The sequence below is a fragment of the Streptomyces sp. NPDC058663 genome (assembly GCF_042716745.1).
Taxonomy (GTDB): Bacteria; Actinomycetota; Actinomycetes; order Streptomycetales; family Streptomycetaceae; genus Streptomyces.
Window position 1 is genome coordinate 77,150 of the sequence record NZ_JBHXRV010000020.1, and the last position, 15,467, is coordinate 92,616.

A 15,467-nucleotide genomic window follows, 5' to 3' on the forward strand; every position below is an offset into this window, starting at 1 on the left:
GTCGCTCCCCCGGACGTCGTGGTGATGGGTGCCGGCCACCTGGTGGTCAGGGCTGGAGCCGCTCCGCGCGCCACCCGGCGCCGTCGTGCTCGCGCACGTACCGCAGCCGCTGGTGCAGGCGGTCGGGGCGGGCGCACCAGAACTCCACCTCGGCCGGCCTGAGCAGGTAGCCGGTGAACCGTGCGGGCCGGGGCAGCGGCAGCCCGTCACGGCCAAGCCGCAGGGCCCGCTCGCGCAGGGCGGGTACGTCGTCCACCGGTGCGCTCTGGTGCGAGGCCGCCGTCATGGGGTGCAGCGGTGCGGGCCTGGCCGCCCACAGGGCGTCGTTCTCCTCGTCCCCGGTGCACTCGGTCGGTCCCGACAGGACGATCTGCTGCGAGGTCTCGCGCCAGTACAGGACGCCCGACGCCCACGGGTTGGCGGCCAGTTCGCGGCCCTTGCGGCTGGTGCTGTGGCTGGTGAAGAGCAGGCCCCTGCCGTCGAGGGCGCCGACGGTGACGATCCTGGTGGAGGCGCGTCCCTGGGCGTCGGCGGTGGCCAGGGCCAGCGAGCGCGGTTCGCGGACGCCCCGCTCGACGGCCTCGTCGAGCCAGCTGCGGGCCAGCGCCAGCGGTTCGGCCGGCGGGTACGCGTACTGGGGGAAGTCGGCCTCGGTGTCGGCGGTGAGGGACTCGTACCGGCTGCTGTGCATCAGGGAGTCCGCCCGCTCCGCGGGGCCGCCGGGTGCGGTCAGGGGCCTAGACATGGAGGGTCCCGTGGGCGACGGTCACGCCGTGTCCGCCGACGTGCACGGCGTCGACGCGTTCCCCCTCGCCCTCCGCGGTCGCCAGCATCAGCGAGGGGCGGCCCATCTCGACGCCCTGGCGGATGCTGATCTCCTGCCCGTACGGGGCGAGGCGGTGGCGGGCCAGGTGCAGGGCCAGCGGACCGGCCGCCGACCCTGTCGCCGCGTCCTCCACGACGCCGTAGGCCGGGGAGAACATCCGGGTGCGCCACTGGGCGCCGCTGCCCGCGAAGCAGTTGGCGGCCATGTCGGGGAAGGCGGCGAGGGCGCGGTGGTCGGGGCGCAGGGCGGACAGCGCGGCGACGGACTCCAGACCGACCAGGACGTGCCGGGGCCCGTTGCGGTACGCCTCCACGGGGACGGCGGCGGTGTCCACGCCGAGCGCGGCGCAGAGCTCGCCGGCCCGGGGGTAGGGCTCGCGGACGGGCACCGGCTGACGCATCCGTACGGCCACGGGGCGGCCGGCGTGCGCTGCCGGCCCGGTGCCCCGGTGCGCGGCGTCGGCGGCGTCGTCGTCGTACCCGAGCGTGAAGGGGAGGGTGCCCATGGCCGTCTCCAGCCGCAGGCTCTCCTGCTTGCGGGTGAGGCCGAGGGCGACGGCGGTGCCGAGCATCGGGTGTCCGGCGAAGGGGAGTTCGTTGACGGGGGTGAAGATCCGGACGCGGGCGTCGGCGCCGGGGTCCTGCGGGTCGAGGACGAAGGTGCTCTCGGAGAGGTTCATCTCCTTGGCGATGCGCTGCATGGTCCCGGCGTCCAGGTCGTCGGCGTCGAAGAAGACGGCGACGGGGTTGCCTTCGAGCGGGGTGCGCGAGAAGGCGTCCACGATCATGTAGTCATGCATGGGGGTGGCTCCTTCGGCGGGTGGGGGCGGGGGTGGCGGGGTCGGGGGCGGGGCGTCCGGTTTCGGTGTCCGGGCGGACGGCGGATGCGAGGTCGATGGCGGGGCGGTCCGTGAGCGGGCGGTCGCACACGCCCCGGACCGCGGCCTCGACGTCGAAGGCGGCGCGCTCGGCGGGCGGCCCGCCCAGCAGCCGGGCGGCCTCGTTGGGCGGCAGAGCGGCGGCGCCCGGGTGCTCGTGCTCCCAGAGCATCACCGCTCCCCAGCGGTTGTGCTGCCGGTCCGCGATCCAGAACTTGCCGAGCAGTCCCGGCACTCGGGCCCACGCCTCCAGGGCGTCGCCCTCGCGCAGCCGGCCGCCGAGGGAGTCGACGCTGTGCCCGGTGCCGTCCAGGTCCCACCAGGCGACGACGGCCTTCATCGGCCCACCGCCCGTCCGATGGCCTCCGCGGTGATGCGGGGCCCTTCGACGGTCAGCACGGACTCCGCGTGGAACTGCATGCTCGCGAAGTGCGGCCCGCGCAGCCCGTGGACCTCGCCGCTGGCCCGGTCCCGGCTGATCTCGACCGGTCCGATGCCCCCGGCGTCGAGTTCGTCGTCGTCGCTGCGGGCCGCGTACGTGTTGTAGAAGCCCGTGCGCTCCACCTGGCCGTACAGGTCGATCTCGCGCTGCACTCCCTGGTTGGGCACCGGCCTGCGGTCCAGGTCCAGCCCGAGGCGCATGCTGAGCACCTGGTGGCTGAGACAGACCGCGAGGAACGGCTTGCGCGTGGCGAGCAGGGTGTCCACCCCGGCCCGCAGCCTGTCGATCCGGGGGTCGTCGGCGGCGCGCGGATCCCCGGGCCCCGGGCCCAGGACGACGAGGTCGTGGCCGTCGAAGTCGAAGGAGCGCGGCTCGTCGAACCGGCGTACGTCCACGTCCAGTCCCAGTGCGGACAGCTGCTGGGCGATCATCGCGGTGAAGGTGTCCTCGGCGTCGACGACCAGGGTCTTGAGGCCGGCCAGCGCCGCGACCCGCTCGTGCCGTTCGCCGGCGTCGCGGAGCCAGAAGTCCGCGAGGTGGGTGTTGCGCTCGCGCAGGGCCGCCAGTACGTCCGGGTGGCCGCGGAAGCGGTCGGCCTCCCGCTCGTCGAGCGCGGCCAGCAGCCCGGCCGCCTTGGCGCGGGTCTCGGCGACCTCCGAGGCGGGGTCCGAGTGGCGCACCAGGGTGGCGCCGACGCCGATCCGGGCCCGCCCCTGGGGGGTGATGTCGGCGGTGCGGATCAGCAGGGCGGAGTCCAGGGTGCGCCCGCCGTCGGCGTCCCGGCCGACGAGCGCCGCGACGCCGCTGTAGTAGCCGCGGCCCTGGGGCTCGTACCGGGCGATCACGCGGGCGGCGCTCTCCAGCGGGCTGCCGGTGACGGTGGGCGCGAACATCGTCTCGCGCAGGATGTCGCGCACGTCGCGGTCGCTGCGGCCCTCGATGAAGTACTCGGTGTGGGCGAGGCGGGCCATCTCCTTGAGGTAGGGGCCCACCACCCGGCCGCCCTCCGGGCAGATCCGGGCCATCATCTTCAGTTCCTCGTCGACGACCATGTACAGCTCGTCGGCCTCCTTGCGGTCGGCGAGGAAGTCGGTGACGCCGTCGAGGGTGGGCCCGGTCGGCGGGTAGCGGTAGGTGCCGCTGATCGGATTCATCACCGCGCGGCCGCCGTGGAGGGAGACGTGGCGTTCGGGGGTGGCGCCGATCAGGGTGCGCTCGCCGGTGTGGATCACGAAGGTCCAGTACGCGCCCTCCTCACGTTCGACCAGGCGGCGGAAGAGGGACAGCGCGGTGCGCCGCGAGAAGGCGCCGATGTCGGCCAGGAAGGTGCGCCTGACGACGAAGTTGGACCCGGATCCGGTGCCGATCTCCTCGGCGACGATCCGGCGGACGAGCCGTGCGTACGCCTCGTCGTCGACGTCGAAGCGTCCCCCGGTGAGCGGGGCGGGCACGTCGGTGATGCGCTCCAGCACCTCGGGGAGCGGCAGGGTGTCCTGCGCGTCGGCGGTCATGGCCAGCAGGGGCGTGCCGTCGTCGGGGGCGTCGAAGCCGCGTTCGCGCAGCTGCCGGTAGGGCATCAGGACGAGGGCGTCGTGGGCGGCCATTCCGGTCCCGGGTGCGGCTGTGCCGAGGGGGATGCCGTCGAGCGTTGCGGGTGAGGTGACCTCGCCGGTCAGGACGTCGACGGAGTCTCCCTGCCCGGAGCGGTGCAGCAGGGCGAAGGCGGGGTGGGGCGCGGTGTCGGTGAGGATGCGCTGGAACAGGTCGTCGGTGCCGGGCCGTCGGCCGTCCTGCGGTACGGGGCGCGAGGTGTCGGGCAGGGGTGTGCCCGGCAGGGATGCGTCCGGCAGCGGTGCGGGCCGCGAGGTGCCCCCCGGGGCTGCGTGCGGGGAAGCGTCCGGCGTCATGCGAACACCTCCGCCGAGGGCAGGACGACCGCGCACCTGCGGGCCGCGTAGTCCAGGGCGAGCCGGTGCTCGTCCTCGGTGAAGTCGCCGAGCGCGTCGGCGGCGAGGAAGGCCTGGATGTCGTTCTGGTAGGCCTCCAGTGCGGTGGCCAGAACGCCGATGTGCGCGTACACCCCGCACAGCACCAGCTGGTCGCGTCCGGCGTCGCGCATCCGCTCCAGCAGGCCGGACCTGAAGAACGCGCTGTAGCGCAGCTTGGTGAACTCCCAGTCGCCCGGCGCGGGGGCGAGTTCGCTGAGCGCGGCGCGGTCCTGGGGACTGGTGCGCATGCCCGGTCCCCAGAAGTCCTGGAGCAGGCCGCGCTGTTGTCCGTTCATGCCGCCCGGCTGCGCGGTCCAGGCGACCGGTACCCCGCGCGCCGCGGCGCGCTCGCGCAGCTGCGCGGTGCGCCGCACGAGGTCGGTGCGCAGGGCGTCGGGGAAAGCGGCGAGGAAGTACCGCTGCATGTCGTGGACGAGGAGGACGGCGCGCTCGGGGTCCGGGGTCCAGCGGGCGGTGTTGGCGGGCAGCTGGTCCGGCGCGGGCAGGGGGTAGGGGGCGATGGTCGGAAGGCCGGCCTGCATCGGGCGACTCCTTCGTCGAGTCGGGCGTCGGGCGGTCGCGGGATCCTGGGGGGCGGGGTCCGGGAGTCCCAGGGGCGGGGTCCGAGGGGCCCAGGGGGCGGGGCCCGGAAGACCCTGGGGGCGGGGTCCGAGGGGCCCAGGGGGCGGGGCCCGGAAGACCCTGGGGGCGGGGCCCGGGGGATCCCGTGCGGTCAGGGTCCGGCGATCAGGTCGGGATCCCCGCGCGTTTGACGACCGGCACCTCGATGCCCAGGGCACGGAACTGCCGGCAGGGGTTCATGAACTCCCGCTGGAGCTTGATCTTTCCGCCCTCGAAGGCGAACGAGTGCAGGAAGTGGTTGTGGTAGTGCCCCTCGGGATAGCCCTCGTAGACGATCTTCCCCTCGCCCTCGCACTCGACCCAGAAGCGGTTCGGGTCCTGGGTGTCGAAGACCTCGATGTGGGTCCAGGCCCAGTCGGGGAAGCACTTCAGGGACCACACGGCGTGCTCGCCGAGCCGGTCCCGGCCCTTGATCATGATCGGTTCGCAGGTGTCGGTGGTCCACAGTCCGCCGACGCCGTCCTCGGTGAACAGCAGGTGCCTGCGCAGCCGGTCCTGGCCGCGCGTGTGCATGTACTGCTCGACGACCGAGCGGTTGTGGGCGCGCAGCGCGTCCGCCTCGGCGGGCGGGGCGAAGCCGTCGGGGGTGGTGGTGTGGTCGATGGCGGTGGCCATGGGGTCCTCCTGGCGGTGTGTGGGGGAAACGGGGGTCGGGTACCGGTGCCGTTCCGACGAGGAGTCAGACGAGGAGGCTGACCTCGCGCGGGTCCTTGCCGACCAGCGAACGGCCGTACAGCTGCTGGGGGATGCCCATGCCGAACCCGGCGTGACGGCTGCCCACGTGGACGTCCCGCCAGATCCGTTGCAGCGGGTTGCCCTCCTGGAAGGCCGAGGAGCCGTACGCGGTGACCAGGGTGTCCACCGCCTCGCGGCACAGTTCGGCGACGCGGGCGGAGTCCATGCGGCAGCGGGCGCGGGTGTCGGTGTCCGCGGTGCGCTCGGCCAGGGCGTACTCGTCGACGCAGTCGGCGAGCCGGCGGGCGTGCAGCTTCGCGGAGTCGGTCCTGGCCGCCGCGTCCGCGAGGTAGAGCTGCGCGGTCGGCGAATCCGCCTGGCTGGCGTACGTGGAGCCCGCCACGGGCCGCTCGGGGGCCTTGTCCCGTACGAGGCGCAGGGCCGCGTCCGCGCCGCCGATCAGGGAGCCGAGCAGGCCCAGCGAGAACATGCCGGTGAGGCTGTTGCGGTACGGGGTGGCCGCGTCCTGCCTGGTCAGCTCGCCGCGCAGGACCGGGCCGTACGGCAGCAGGCGGTGCGCGGGAACGAACACTCCCCGGGCGACGAAGGTGTTGCTGCCGGTGCCGCGCATGCCTGTCACGTGCCAGGTGTCCTTGAGGTCCAGGTCGGCACGCGGCAGCAGCGCGAAGTACGGGCCCGGCGCGCCGCCCTCCGGGCCGCGGGCGAGCAGGACGCCCACCCACTCCGCGAGCGTCGAGCCCGACATGTAGGCCCACTGGCCGCTGACGACGACACCTCCCGGGGCGCTCTCGACGTCCGGGGCGGGACGGCCGAGCACTTGCGCGGTGCGGGCGTCCGGGTTGTCCGCCCAGACCTCGTCCTGCGCCTCCTCGGGGAAGAGCGAGACGACGAAGTTGCCGACGTTGAGGACTCCGGTGACCCAGGCGGCTGAGCAGCAGCCGCCGCCCAGCGTGGTCGTCACGTCGAGGAGGGTGCGGGCGTCGGCACCGTGGCCGCCGGCCCTGCGCGGCGTCGTCATGCGCATCAGGCCCGCCTGAGTGATGCCCTCGCCGACCCGGTCGGTGAGGCGGCACAGCCGGTCGGCCTGGGCGGCGTCCTCGGCCAGGAGGGGGCGCAGTTCTGCGGCGCGGGCCACGAGTTCGGGGCGCTCCTCGGCGACGGAAGCGCCTGCGGAGGGGGTGGTCGCCGGGTGCGCGGAAGACGGTGCGGCGCTCCCGCGGGTCGCTGTGTCGGTGCTGAGCACAGGATTCTCCTCTCGGTCCGGGTGGTTCCTGGCCGGGCGTCCGGGTGGTTCCTGGCCGGGCGTCCGGGTGGGGCGGCCGGGGTGCTGCCCGGTGCGGGGCCCGTCGGCGGCTTGCTGGTGCGGTGCCGTCGGCGGCGGCCGGGGCTTGCTGGTGCGGGCTCCCGGCGGCGGGGCGCCGGGCCCGGGTCAGTCGCCCTGGGCGGCCTTCGCGAGGTGGTCCCACTGCTGCCAGGTGTGCAGCCGCTCTTCGTAGACGGTGCGCGCCGTCTCCAGTGCCGACGCGCCGAAGAACGCGCGCAGCGGCGGCCGTTCGGCGTCGACGAGCTCGAGGAGGGGGCCCGCGGTGGCCTCCGGGTCGCCGGGGGCGGCCCCGGCGGACGGGGCCTGCGCGAAGGGCGCGTAGGCCGGTCCCGCTTCCGCCCAGACGGCGGAGCTGCCGCGCCAGTCGGTACGGAAGGGCCCCGGCTCCAGCAGCGTCACGTCGATCCCGAAGCGGGCGACTTCCTGGGCGAGTGCGTCGGTCAGCCCTTCCAGGGCCCACTTGGAGGCGTGGTAGAGCCCCAGCATCGGCCAGGACGCGATGCCGGCGATGCTGGACATCTGGAGGATGTGGCCGCTGCCCTGGGCGCGCAGGAGGGGCAGTGCCGCCTGGACGACCCACAGCGCGCCGAACAGGTTGGTGTCCAGCTGGGCGCGCGCCTGCTCCTCGGTGACGTCCTCGACGGGCCCGAACAGGCCGTACCCCGCGTTGTTGACGACGACGTCGAGGCGGCCGAAGCGCTCGTGGGCGGTGGCGACCGCGGCGGTGACCGCCGCGCGGTCGGTGACGTCCAGGCGCAGCGGCAGCAGTGCGTCGCCGTAGCGGGCCGCCAGGTCGTCCAGGCTGCCGAGGTCGCGGGCGGTGGCGGCCACCCGGTCGCCCCGGTCCAGGGCGGCCCGCGCCCAGACGCGGCCGAATCCGCGGGACGTACCGGTGATGAACCAGACCTTGCCGGACACAGGTTCCCCTTTCTGCGCTTCATATGCGGCTTCCTATGCGTGGCCCGTCGGACGTGTATGCGCCTTCGGCCTCCTCGGTTCCCGTGGAATCCCGTGGAAGGAAAGCGAGTTCGCCGGGACGGGCCTCTCCTTCGTTCGCCTTCCATTCATGACGTTCCGACGGGTGTCTGTCCATGAATTGCCGACACGACTTCGGCACGACGTACGGAACGGATAATTCCGCATCCCGCTGCTGTCCGACCGAGGAAATTCCTCAGTCGGACGGGTAGGCGAATTCCCCTGCGCCCGGGGCCCGTTGCGCCTTTCGTACCGGGCGGCGCGGCCCCGATAATTCCAGCAGAAGCCGCCACCGGAAGGAATTCCGGCCGGGTGCGCATTCCCGTCCACCACCGAAGGAGATACGTGTGAGCACCACTGAGTCGTACGACTTCGCGACCGCCGACTTCAACGCCGTCTACACGGGCGGCGATCTGCTGCCCGGCGCGTCGATCAAGGGCGTGCCGTGGGACATCGGGGAGCCGCAGCCCGACGTGATCGCGATGGAGGAGGAAGGGCGCTTCGCGGGATCGGTGCTCGACATCGGGTGCGGTCCCGGCGACAACACCGTCTTCCTGGCCCGGCGCGGCCACGACGTGACCGGCGTCGATGCCGCGTCCGCCGCGATCGGCCAGGCCCGGGAGCGGGCCGGCGACCTGGTCGTCGAGTTCGCCGTCGCGGACGCCACCCGCCTCGACGGGTACGAGGACCGCTTCGACTCCGTTCTGGACAGTGCGCTCTTCCACACGCTCGACGGGGAGTCCCGCCGCCGCTACGTCCGGGCCCTGCACCGCGCCACCCGGCCGGGCGCGCGTCTGAGCATGCTGTGCTTCGCGGACGTGCCCGGCGGGATGCCCGCCCCTCTGTCGGTGTCCGAGGAGGAGGTCCGGGAGACCCTGGGCGCGCACGGCTGGCAGGTCCGGGAGCTGTCGCAGTCCGTGTACGCGGGTGTCGCCGGGCCGGTCAAGGAGTTCTTCGAGAAGACCGGCAAGCGCCCGGAGCTGGACGACCGGGGCCGTACCCGGCTTCCCGTCTGGAAGGTCTACGCGGACCGGGTGGCCGGGTGAGCACCGGGCGGCGGGCCTTCCCCGTGCTGCGGGCGCGGCGCCCGCAGGAGACGGCCGTGTTCTACGAGAGGCTCGGTTTCACCCGGCGCGTCCAGCACCCCGCGGCCGGCGAGCCCTCGTTCGTGGGTCTGGTGCGCGACGGCACCGAACTGGCGCTGACGGCCGCGGGACCCGACGACGCGCCGGGCACCGATGGCGGGACGTTCGAGCTGTACGTGTTCGTTGCGGACGTCGACGCGGCCGTCGCGGAACTCCGTACGACGGGCGTGCCCGTGGTGAGCGGGCCTGCCGACACCCCGTGGGGCGAGCGGGTGGCGACGGTGCACGACCCGGACGGCACCCGGGTCGCCCTCGCCGCACCCGCCGGCTGAGGCTTCTCGGACGTACGGAGCAAAACGTGAGGGAGGGGGCAGCCCGGATGCCGGGCCACCCCCTCCCTCGCCTGCCGTGCGGGAGCTACGCCCGCGGACGGACGTTCTGGTTGCGCCGGAAGACGTTGTTCGGGTCGTACACGCCCTTGAGCTCCGTCAGCCGCTCCAGGGTGGCCCGGTCGTAGACCTGGTCGACGAACTCGTCGTCGGTGCGCCGCCCGTAGACGAAGTTGAGCGAGCGGCCCACCGTCCACGGCGCGACCGCGTCGTAGACCCGCTTGTGTGCGGCGCGCACGGCCTTCTCGTCCTCGCCGTCCAGGCCGGAGAGAACGCGCAGGATGTACTGCGCCCGGCGGAAGGGCACCGCGTTCGGCGTGCCCGGCTCGCGCGACATGGCGCCGCCGAGGTGGCGCAGGTCGACGATGCAGCTCACCGGGGCGTCCTTGCCGGCGAGTTCGCGCACGGCGTCCAGCGCCTCGACGGGCAGCTCGCTCAGCAGCACGTTGTTGCCGAAGAAGGAGTGGGCGAAGTCGGGCTCGCGGTAGATGGAGCCGACCTCCTCGTACCCGATCTCGCCGAGGTGGTCGAGGATCACCGGGGCCGCGTCCTGCCAGGGGCGCACCAGGTCGGGGCCGCCCTCGAGGTCGGTGGTGGCGAAGCGTACGTGCACCACGTGGCGGCCGCGCAGCGGCTCGGGGAAGGCGTCGATCGGCGGGTACGCGATCATGCCGACCGACGAGGTCACGGACTCCGGCGCGGTGGCCGTCCACTCGCGGAAGAACGCGAAGACGGCTTCGGCGTCGTCGGCGTCGTAGTAGATGCCGCCGCCGTACAGCCGGGCGGCGGGCAGCAGCCCGAACTCCAGCTCGGTGACGATGCCGAAGTTGTCGCGCCCGCCGAGGAGCGCCCAGAACAGGTCGGGGTCGCTCTCACCGGTCACCCGGCTCACGGTGGCGTCCGCGGTGACGACCTCCAGCGAGCGCACCAGGTCCGCCGCGTAGCCGAACTCGCGGCCGAGCAGGCCGATGCCGCCGCCCAGGGTGTATCCGGCGACCCCGGTGTGCGGAGCGGAGCCGCTCAGCGGGGCGAGGCCGTGCGGGACGGTCTGTGCGACGACGTCCTTCCACAGCGCTCCGGCCCCGACGCGGGCGGTCCCGGCTTCGGCGTCGACGGTGACGCCGGCCAGCCTGCGGGTGCTGATCAGTACGCCGTCCTCGTCGAGGACGGTGATGCCGTGCCCGGACCCCTGTACACCGACGGGCAGCCCGTTCTTCACGGCGAATTCCACGGCCGCGCGGACGTCCTCGGCGTTTTCCGCGCCGACCACCACTGCGGGGCGGTGGCGGTATCCGGTCTGGAAGGTTTTCAGTTCGTCGTCGTAACCGTCCTGTCCCGGTGTAAGAACGGGGCCTGTGACGCGATCGGCGAGCGCGGAGAATACATTTTCGTCAGCCATTCACTTTCCTTTGTTCCCGTTACGTCCATGTCTGCTTCTACTTCGTCGTCGGGCGTGCGTGCTGCTCCCCCGCCGGGATGTCCCGGTCGCGCCCGCCCCGATGCTGCTCCCCCGTGGGGTTCGTCCCAACCTCCTCCTTTCGGACCGGTGTGGTGTTCTCGGCCGTACGGGAACGCATCATCAGGCAGGCCGCCGAACCGATGACGAGCACCGCGACCGGCAGCAGCAGGGTCGTGCCCGCCGCGTCCGCGAGCCCCTCGTGGAAGGCGGGCGAGGACGTGCCGGGGGCGAGTTCCGTGCTGTGGGCCCCGGTCTGCCCCGGCACGGAGGCCGAGACGCGGACCTGGAGCAGCACACCCACCGCCGCGCTGCCGACCACACAGCCGACCTGCCGCAGCTGGTTGTACATGCCGGAGGCCGCGCCCATGAGATCCGGCCGGATTCCGCTGGTCGCCACGTGCGCCAGCGGGGCGAACGACGCCCCGGTGCCCAGCCCGCACACGAACAGCGCGCCGCCCACCCACCAGGGGCCGGTCCCGGGCTCCATCACGGCGACGAGCATCGCCATGCCCGCGGCGAACACCAGGAACCCGCCCAGCACGACCCACTTGCCGCTGATCCGGTCGGAGAGCAAGCCCGCGAACGGGCCGACGGCACCGCTGGCGAGAGCCATGGGCACCATCAGCATTCCGGCCTGCTGCGGGGACAGCTCCCGTACGGACTGCAGGTACAGCATGAGCGGCAGGAAGAGCCCGGTGAGGGAGAAGCCGACGGCGGCGGCGGCGACCACGGCGGCGCTGAAGTTGCGCTGTTTGAAGAGCTCCAGGGGCATCAACGGGTCCTGGGTGGTGCGCCGTTGCAGGATCACGAACGCGACCAGCAGCAGCACCCCCACGGCCAGCAGCACGGGGATCGTGACGGGCCCGGCCACCTGGCCCCAGGCGTAGTGCTGCCCGTTCTGCAGGGCGAAGACCAGCGCCAGCAGACCGAGCGCCGACAGCAGGGTCCCCCAGCCGTCGAACCGGCGGGCAGCGCCGCGCTGCCCGCGGGGCAGCAGCCGCGCCGCCATGACGATCCCGGCCAGGCCGATCGGCACGTTGACCAGGAAGACCCATTCCCAGCCGAGACCGCCGACCAGGAAACCGCCGAGCAGCGGGCCGACCGTCGACGCGAGGCCGGCGACCGCACCCCACACGCCGAGGGCGGCGCCGATGCGCTGTGGCGGGAAGATCGTGGTCACCAGCGCCATCGTCTGCGGCGCCATCAGCGCGGCGCCCAGTCCCTGCACCGCGCGGGCCGCGATCAGCATGCCCGCGCTGCCGGAAAGACCGCACCACAGGGAGGCGGCGGTGAACACCGCGAGACCGGCCAGGAACATCGGGCGGCGGCCCAGCCGGTCTCCGAGCCTTCCTGCCACCAGCAACGGCACGGCGTAGGTGAGGAGGTAGACGCTGTTCACCCAGGCCATCTGGTTCAGATCGGCGTCCAGGTCGGTGAGCATGCCGGGGATGGCGACGTTCACGATGGTGATGTCCATCATGATCAGGAAGAACCCGACGCAGAGCGGCACGAGCGCCACCCACGGGTTCACCTGCGGTTCTGGTTTCCCCTGTTCGGCAGGAGCTGTCATCTCTGCTTCCTCTTCGTTCGACGTCCTCGGCACGTGCCCGTGGTCGACGCGCGCGGTAGCGGTACACGGCTCGGGGCTCGAGTACGTACGTCGGCGGGTCGGGGGCTCGAGTACGTACGCGTCGGTTCGTGGGCGCGGGTACGTACGCGTGCGGGTCGGGGGCGCGTGCGGGGACGGGCGTGTTCCGCTCCGGCATGTACGGCGGCGGGGTGGGCCGCGGGCGTCCCCGCGCCACCCGCCGCCGAGCCGGGCGGCCCGCGTCACGCCGTGCCGAGGTGTTCGAGGTCCTGGGCTATGGCGTCCCAGGAGGCCGCGCAGGCCCGGGCCACCGCCGCTATCCGCGGGGCCTGGTGGGAGGGGGCGCGCCGTACGATGTCGGCCGCGCCCGCGCGGACGAAGTGCCGCTCCAGCCAGCGGACCACCGCGCGCCCGTCGCTGCTGTAGCGCACGGCGGGGTCCTGCTTCAACTGGGCGAGCACCGTGGACAGGTCGACCGGCGTACCGAGCCGGTGCGCGCTCCTGCGCGGACGCGACCGAGCCTGCTCCTGCTCCCGCCCCTGCTCCTGCTCCTGCTCCTGCTGACGCGACCGTTCCTGCGCCGGGGCGACGCCCGGCGGCAGCGGGCTCTCGCCGCGTGCGAGGCGCGCCTTGACGTCCCGTGCGGTCTCCACCGAGACGCCGGCGGCGCGGGCGATCTCCCGTAACGACGCACCGTCCCCGCGCGCGGCGATCACGTCCCGGCAGCGCAGCCGTCCGGCCCCCGGGTCCACAGCGCGCACCCGGCCGTCGCCGCCGACCCGCACCTGCGGCTGCGCGGCGCCCTCCGCGCCGCCGCCCAGCCCCTCGCGGCGCAGCACACCCACGGTCTTGCCGGACAGGCCGGTCCGCGCGGCGATGGCGCGGTCCGACCACTCGGGACGGCCGCGCAGGATCCGTTGGGCGCTCGCGCGCCGGTCCGCGAGCGACAGGGGCAGCCCGTGCCGGATGTTCGACTCGACGGCCAGCAGGAAGGCTTCCGTTTCCGTGCCGTCGAAGTACCGGACCTCGATGGACTCCCGCCCTTGGGACCGCGCGGCGTGCAGACGGTGCGTGCCGTCGATCACACGCATGGTGGCCCGGTGCACCACAATCGGCGGCAGCGGCTCGTCACTCTCGGCCAGTACGCGGACGTGCTCGGGGTCGACGCCGCCGAGCCGGGGCGAGTCCCCGTCGCGCAGGTCACCGACCCGCACGAGGAGCGGTTCGGACACGGGGGCGGGGGCGGGGACGGAGGCGGGGGCGGCTTGGGGGACGGACGCGTCCGCGGGCGTTTCGAGGGACTGGGTTCGCGCGCGGCCCTGGCGTACGCGCTCGTGGGAGGTGTCGCTGACATCCACGGACATGTCTGCTGTTCCTCTTCCTGTGGGGGGCGTTCTCTGTGGGGGGTCTCTCAGTGCGTGGGGGGTCTCCCAGTTGGGGGTCTGTGGAGGGGTCTCTCTGGGGGACTCGGGGACTCTCTGGACGGCTCTGCCCTCCACTGTTCACTGTTCACTGTTCCCGACCCGCGTCCGCTGCCGTTCCTCTCCCGTTCCCCCTTGCCGTGAGGGCGTCATTCCCCCGCCGTTCCCCTCTCGTTCCCCCCGCCCCTCACCCCCGCCCCGCCCAGAACCCGTCCAGCGGTTGCGGAGTGGCGGCGGCGATCAGCTGTCGGGCCGTGCGGTGCGCCTTGTCGGCAGACTCGGCGACCGTGCCCAGCGAGTGGTTCACCACGGACCCCTCGTAAATGAGGAGGAGTTGGTCGACCAGGAGACCTGGGTCGGGGGCGCCGGTGGCCTCGGCGAGGGCGAGCATGCGGCTGCGCAGGGAGTGCTTGTGCTGGGCAATGACCGTGCGGGCGACGCCGCCCGCCCGGCCGGCCTCGTACTGGGCCTGGACGAACGCATTGCTGCGGAAGCCGCCCACGGAGGAGCACGCCCACTCGCGGAGTGCGTCGAAAACGGCCAGCAGGCGGGCGCGCGGGTCGTCCCCCGCGGAGGCGACGGCCGCGTCGAGGGTCAGCCGCCAGCGCAACTGGCGCCCGTCGAGGTAGGCGAGGAACGCTGCGGCGCCGGGGGCCTCGACGGTGTTCTCGCCCCGGGCGGCGTCGCGGGTCCCGACGGTGTTCTCTCCCGCGCCAATTTGCCCGGGCCTGAGGGAACTTGGGGGCCTGCCGGTGGACACCTCCCCGCCGGCGCGTACCGCAGGAACGGAGGAAGTCGGTAACGGCTGCGGTGATCCCGGCTCGGGCGGTATCGGCGCCCCGTGCCTGATCGCATGTCCGGCATTGATGCCGTGCAGCACGCCCTGGACGGTCCGGATGAAGCGATGAGAGAGCGGATGCATGGGGTGACACCCCTTCCAGGCACCCGGCCCCTCCGGATGCACTAAGAGGTATAGTTGCCTTTTACTCATTATGCAAGCACGGAGTAAGACGTGAAGATGCTTTTTTCTCATTACGCCGTCGGTGCGGGCGTGGCCACGGATCTCGTCAACACCTCATCGTTCGTACGGACGGACATCGGTGAAGTCCTGACCGGACCAGCCGAGTTGAGCGCCTTCCTCGTCGAACGCGACGTGCGACTTGACGCGCTTCCCCCCGGAATGGCGCCGACCGAGGACGACCTCGCCGAGGTACTGAGCCTCCGTCAGGAGACGCGTGCACTACTGGAGGCCGACTCGGAGGACGAGGTCATCGAGGGGGCCAACCGCCTTGCCGCGAGGGCCACTTCGGGTCTCTCGCTCCTGCGGGACGCCGAGGGCCGGCTCCAGTGGCACCTCACCACGGCCCCCGGTGCATCCGTGGCCGACGAACTCGCCGTACTCGTGGGCACAGGTCTGCTCGGCGTTCTGCACACGCTCAGCCACGACCGGTTCCGCCCGTGCGCGTCCCCGACCTGCTCGGGTCTGTTCGTCGACACCAGCAAGGCGGGCCGCCGCCGCTACTGCATTCCTCCCCTGTGCGGCAACCGCCTGAACGCCGCCAAGCACAGGGCCCGCCGACAGGGGGCCGACAGCGGGCACGCGACCGGTGCGTGAAGTGCCACCGGCTCCCGGCCGCGGGTACCTCCGCCCGGCCGCGCCGACGAGGCCCTGGCCGCCGCGGCCCAGGGGGTGGCGCGCCATCTCATCCGGGCCGACGCATCGCCTCGGCGGTCGGATCCACGTCGGCGGACCGG

At 73.1% G+C, this 15,467-nt stretch carries 15 protein-coding genes; 3 read left to right on the forward strand and 12 right to left on the reverse strand.

Annotated elements, in window-relative coordinates; all coding sequences use genetic code 11:
- Positions 1-46: 46 nt before the first annotated feature.
- The 8 genes from phzG to ACFWVV_RS16830 form a co-directional block, all read right to left on the reverse strand.
- Positions 47-745, reverse strand: coding sequence for a phenazine biosynthesis FMN-dependent oxidase PhzG (gene phzG / locus ACFWVV_RS16795; protein ID WP_384350369.1), 699 nt, complete (start codon positions 743-745; stop codon positions 47-49).
- A complete protein-coding gene (locus ACFWVV_RS16800; RefSeq protein WP_384350372.1) occupies positions 738-1,625 on the reverse strand; it encodes a PhzF family phenazine biosynthesis protein in 888 nt (295 codons plus the stop codon). Before ACFWVV_RS16800 ends, phzG begins: the two co-directional genes overlap by 8 nt.
- A complete protein-coding gene (locus tag ACFWVV_RS16805) occupies positions 1,618-2,043 on the reverse strand; it encodes a hypothetical protein (protein WP_384350374.1) in 426 nt (141 codons plus the stop codon). Before ACFWVV_RS16805 ends, ACFWVV_RS16800 begins: the two co-directional genes overlap by 8 nt.
- The gene (locus ACFWVV_RS16810) at positions 2,040-4,052 is read right to left on the reverse strand and encodes an anthranilate synthase family protein (RefSeq protein WP_384350377.1); all 2,013 of its coding nucleotides are present in this window, start codon (positions 4,050-4,052) and stop codon (positions 2,040-2,042) included. Before ACFWVV_RS16810 ends, ACFWVV_RS16805 begins: the two co-directional genes overlap by 4 nt.
- The gene (locus ACFWVV_RS16815; protein WP_384350380.1) at positions 4,049-4,675 is read right to left on the reverse strand and encodes an isochorismatase family protein; all 627 of its coding nucleotides are present in this window, start codon (positions 4,673-4,675) and stop codon (positions 4,049-4,051) included. The genes ACFWVV_RS16810 and ACFWVV_RS16815 overlap by 4 nt, the downstream gene beginning before the upstream one ends.
- Before the next feature lie 205 nt (positions 4,676-4,880).
- The gene (locus ACFWVV_RS16820) at positions 4,881-5,390 is read right to left on the reverse strand and encodes a PhzA/PhzB family protein (protein ID WP_384350383.1); all 510 of its coding nucleotides are present in this window, start codon (positions 5,388-5,390) and stop codon (positions 4,881-4,883) included.
- 64 nt (positions 5,391-5,454) lie between these two features.
- Positions 5,455-6,714, reverse strand: coding sequence for an acyl-CoA dehydrogenase family protein (locus ACFWVV_RS16825; RefSeq protein ID WP_384350386.1), 1,260 nt, complete (start codon positions 6,712-6,714; stop codon positions 5,455-5,457).
- Between the two features lie 186 nt (positions 6,715-6,900).
- Positions 6,901-7,713, reverse strand: a complete 813-nt coding sequence (locus ACFWVV_RS16830) for an SDR family NAD(P)-dependent oxidoreductase (protein ID WP_384350389.1) — start codon at positions 7,711-7,713, stop codon at positions 6,901-6,903.
- Between the two features lie 404 nt (positions 7,714-8,117).
- On the opposite strand from ACFWVV_RS16830, the gene ACFWVV_RS16835 reads away from it, so the two are divergent.
- Both ACFWVV_RS16835 and ACFWVV_RS16840 read left to right on the forward strand, forming a co-directional pair.
- Positions 8,118-8,816, forward strand: coding sequence for a class I SAM-dependent methyltransferase (locus ACFWVV_RS16835; protein WP_384350392.1), 699 nt, complete (start codon positions 8,118-8,120; stop codon positions 8,814-8,816).
- Positions 8,817-8,839: 23 nt separating this feature from the next.
- On the forward strand, positions 8,840-9,187 hold the full coding sequence (locus ACFWVV_RS16840) for a VOC family protein (RefSeq protein WP_384350531.1): 348 nt from the start codon (positions 8,840-8,842) through the stop codon (positions 9,185-9,187).
- 85 nt (positions 9,188-9,272) lie between these two features.
- Here ACFWVV_RS16840 and ACFWVV_RS16845 read toward each other — a convergent pair whose 3' ends face one another.
- The 4 genes from ACFWVV_RS16845 to ACFWVV_RS16860 form a co-directional block, all read right to left on the reverse strand.
- Complete coding sequence (locus tag ACFWVV_RS16845; RefSeq protein WP_384350395.1) at positions 9,273-10,643, reverse strand: FAD-binding oxidoreductase; 1,371 nt, start codon at positions 10,641-10,643, stop codon at positions 9,273-9,275.
- Positions 10,644-10,680: 37 nt separating this feature from the next.
- Positions 10,681-12,273, reverse strand: coding sequence for an MFS transporter (locus ACFWVV_RS16850; RefSeq protein ID WP_384350398.1), 1,593 nt, complete (start codon positions 12,271-12,273; stop codon positions 10,681-10,683).
- 260 nt (positions 12,274-12,533) lie between these two features.
- Complete coding sequence (locus tag ACFWVV_RS16855; protein WP_384350400.1) at positions 12,534-13,655, reverse strand: ParB/RepB/Spo0J family partition protein; 1,122 nt, start codon at positions 13,653-13,655, stop codon at positions 12,534-12,536.
- Positions 13,656-13,899: 244 nt separating this feature from the next.
- Positions 13,900-14,634 carry a hypothetical protein gene (locus ACFWVV_RS16860; protein ID WP_384422717.1) on the reverse strand — a complete coding sequence of 245 codons (735 nt, stop codon included), beginning with the start codon at positions 14,632-14,634 and terminating at the stop codon, positions 13,900-13,902.
- Positions 14,635-14,730: 96 nt separating this feature from the next.
- Between ACFWVV_RS16860 and ACFWVV_RS16865 the strand changes: the two genes are divergently transcribed.
- Positions 14,731-15,327, forward strand: a complete 597-nt coding sequence (locus tag ACFWVV_RS16865; RefSeq protein ID WP_384350406.1) for a CGNR zinc finger domain-containing protein — start codon at positions 14,731-14,733, stop codon at positions 15,325-15,327.
- Positions 15,328-15,467: the final 140 nt, after the last annotated feature.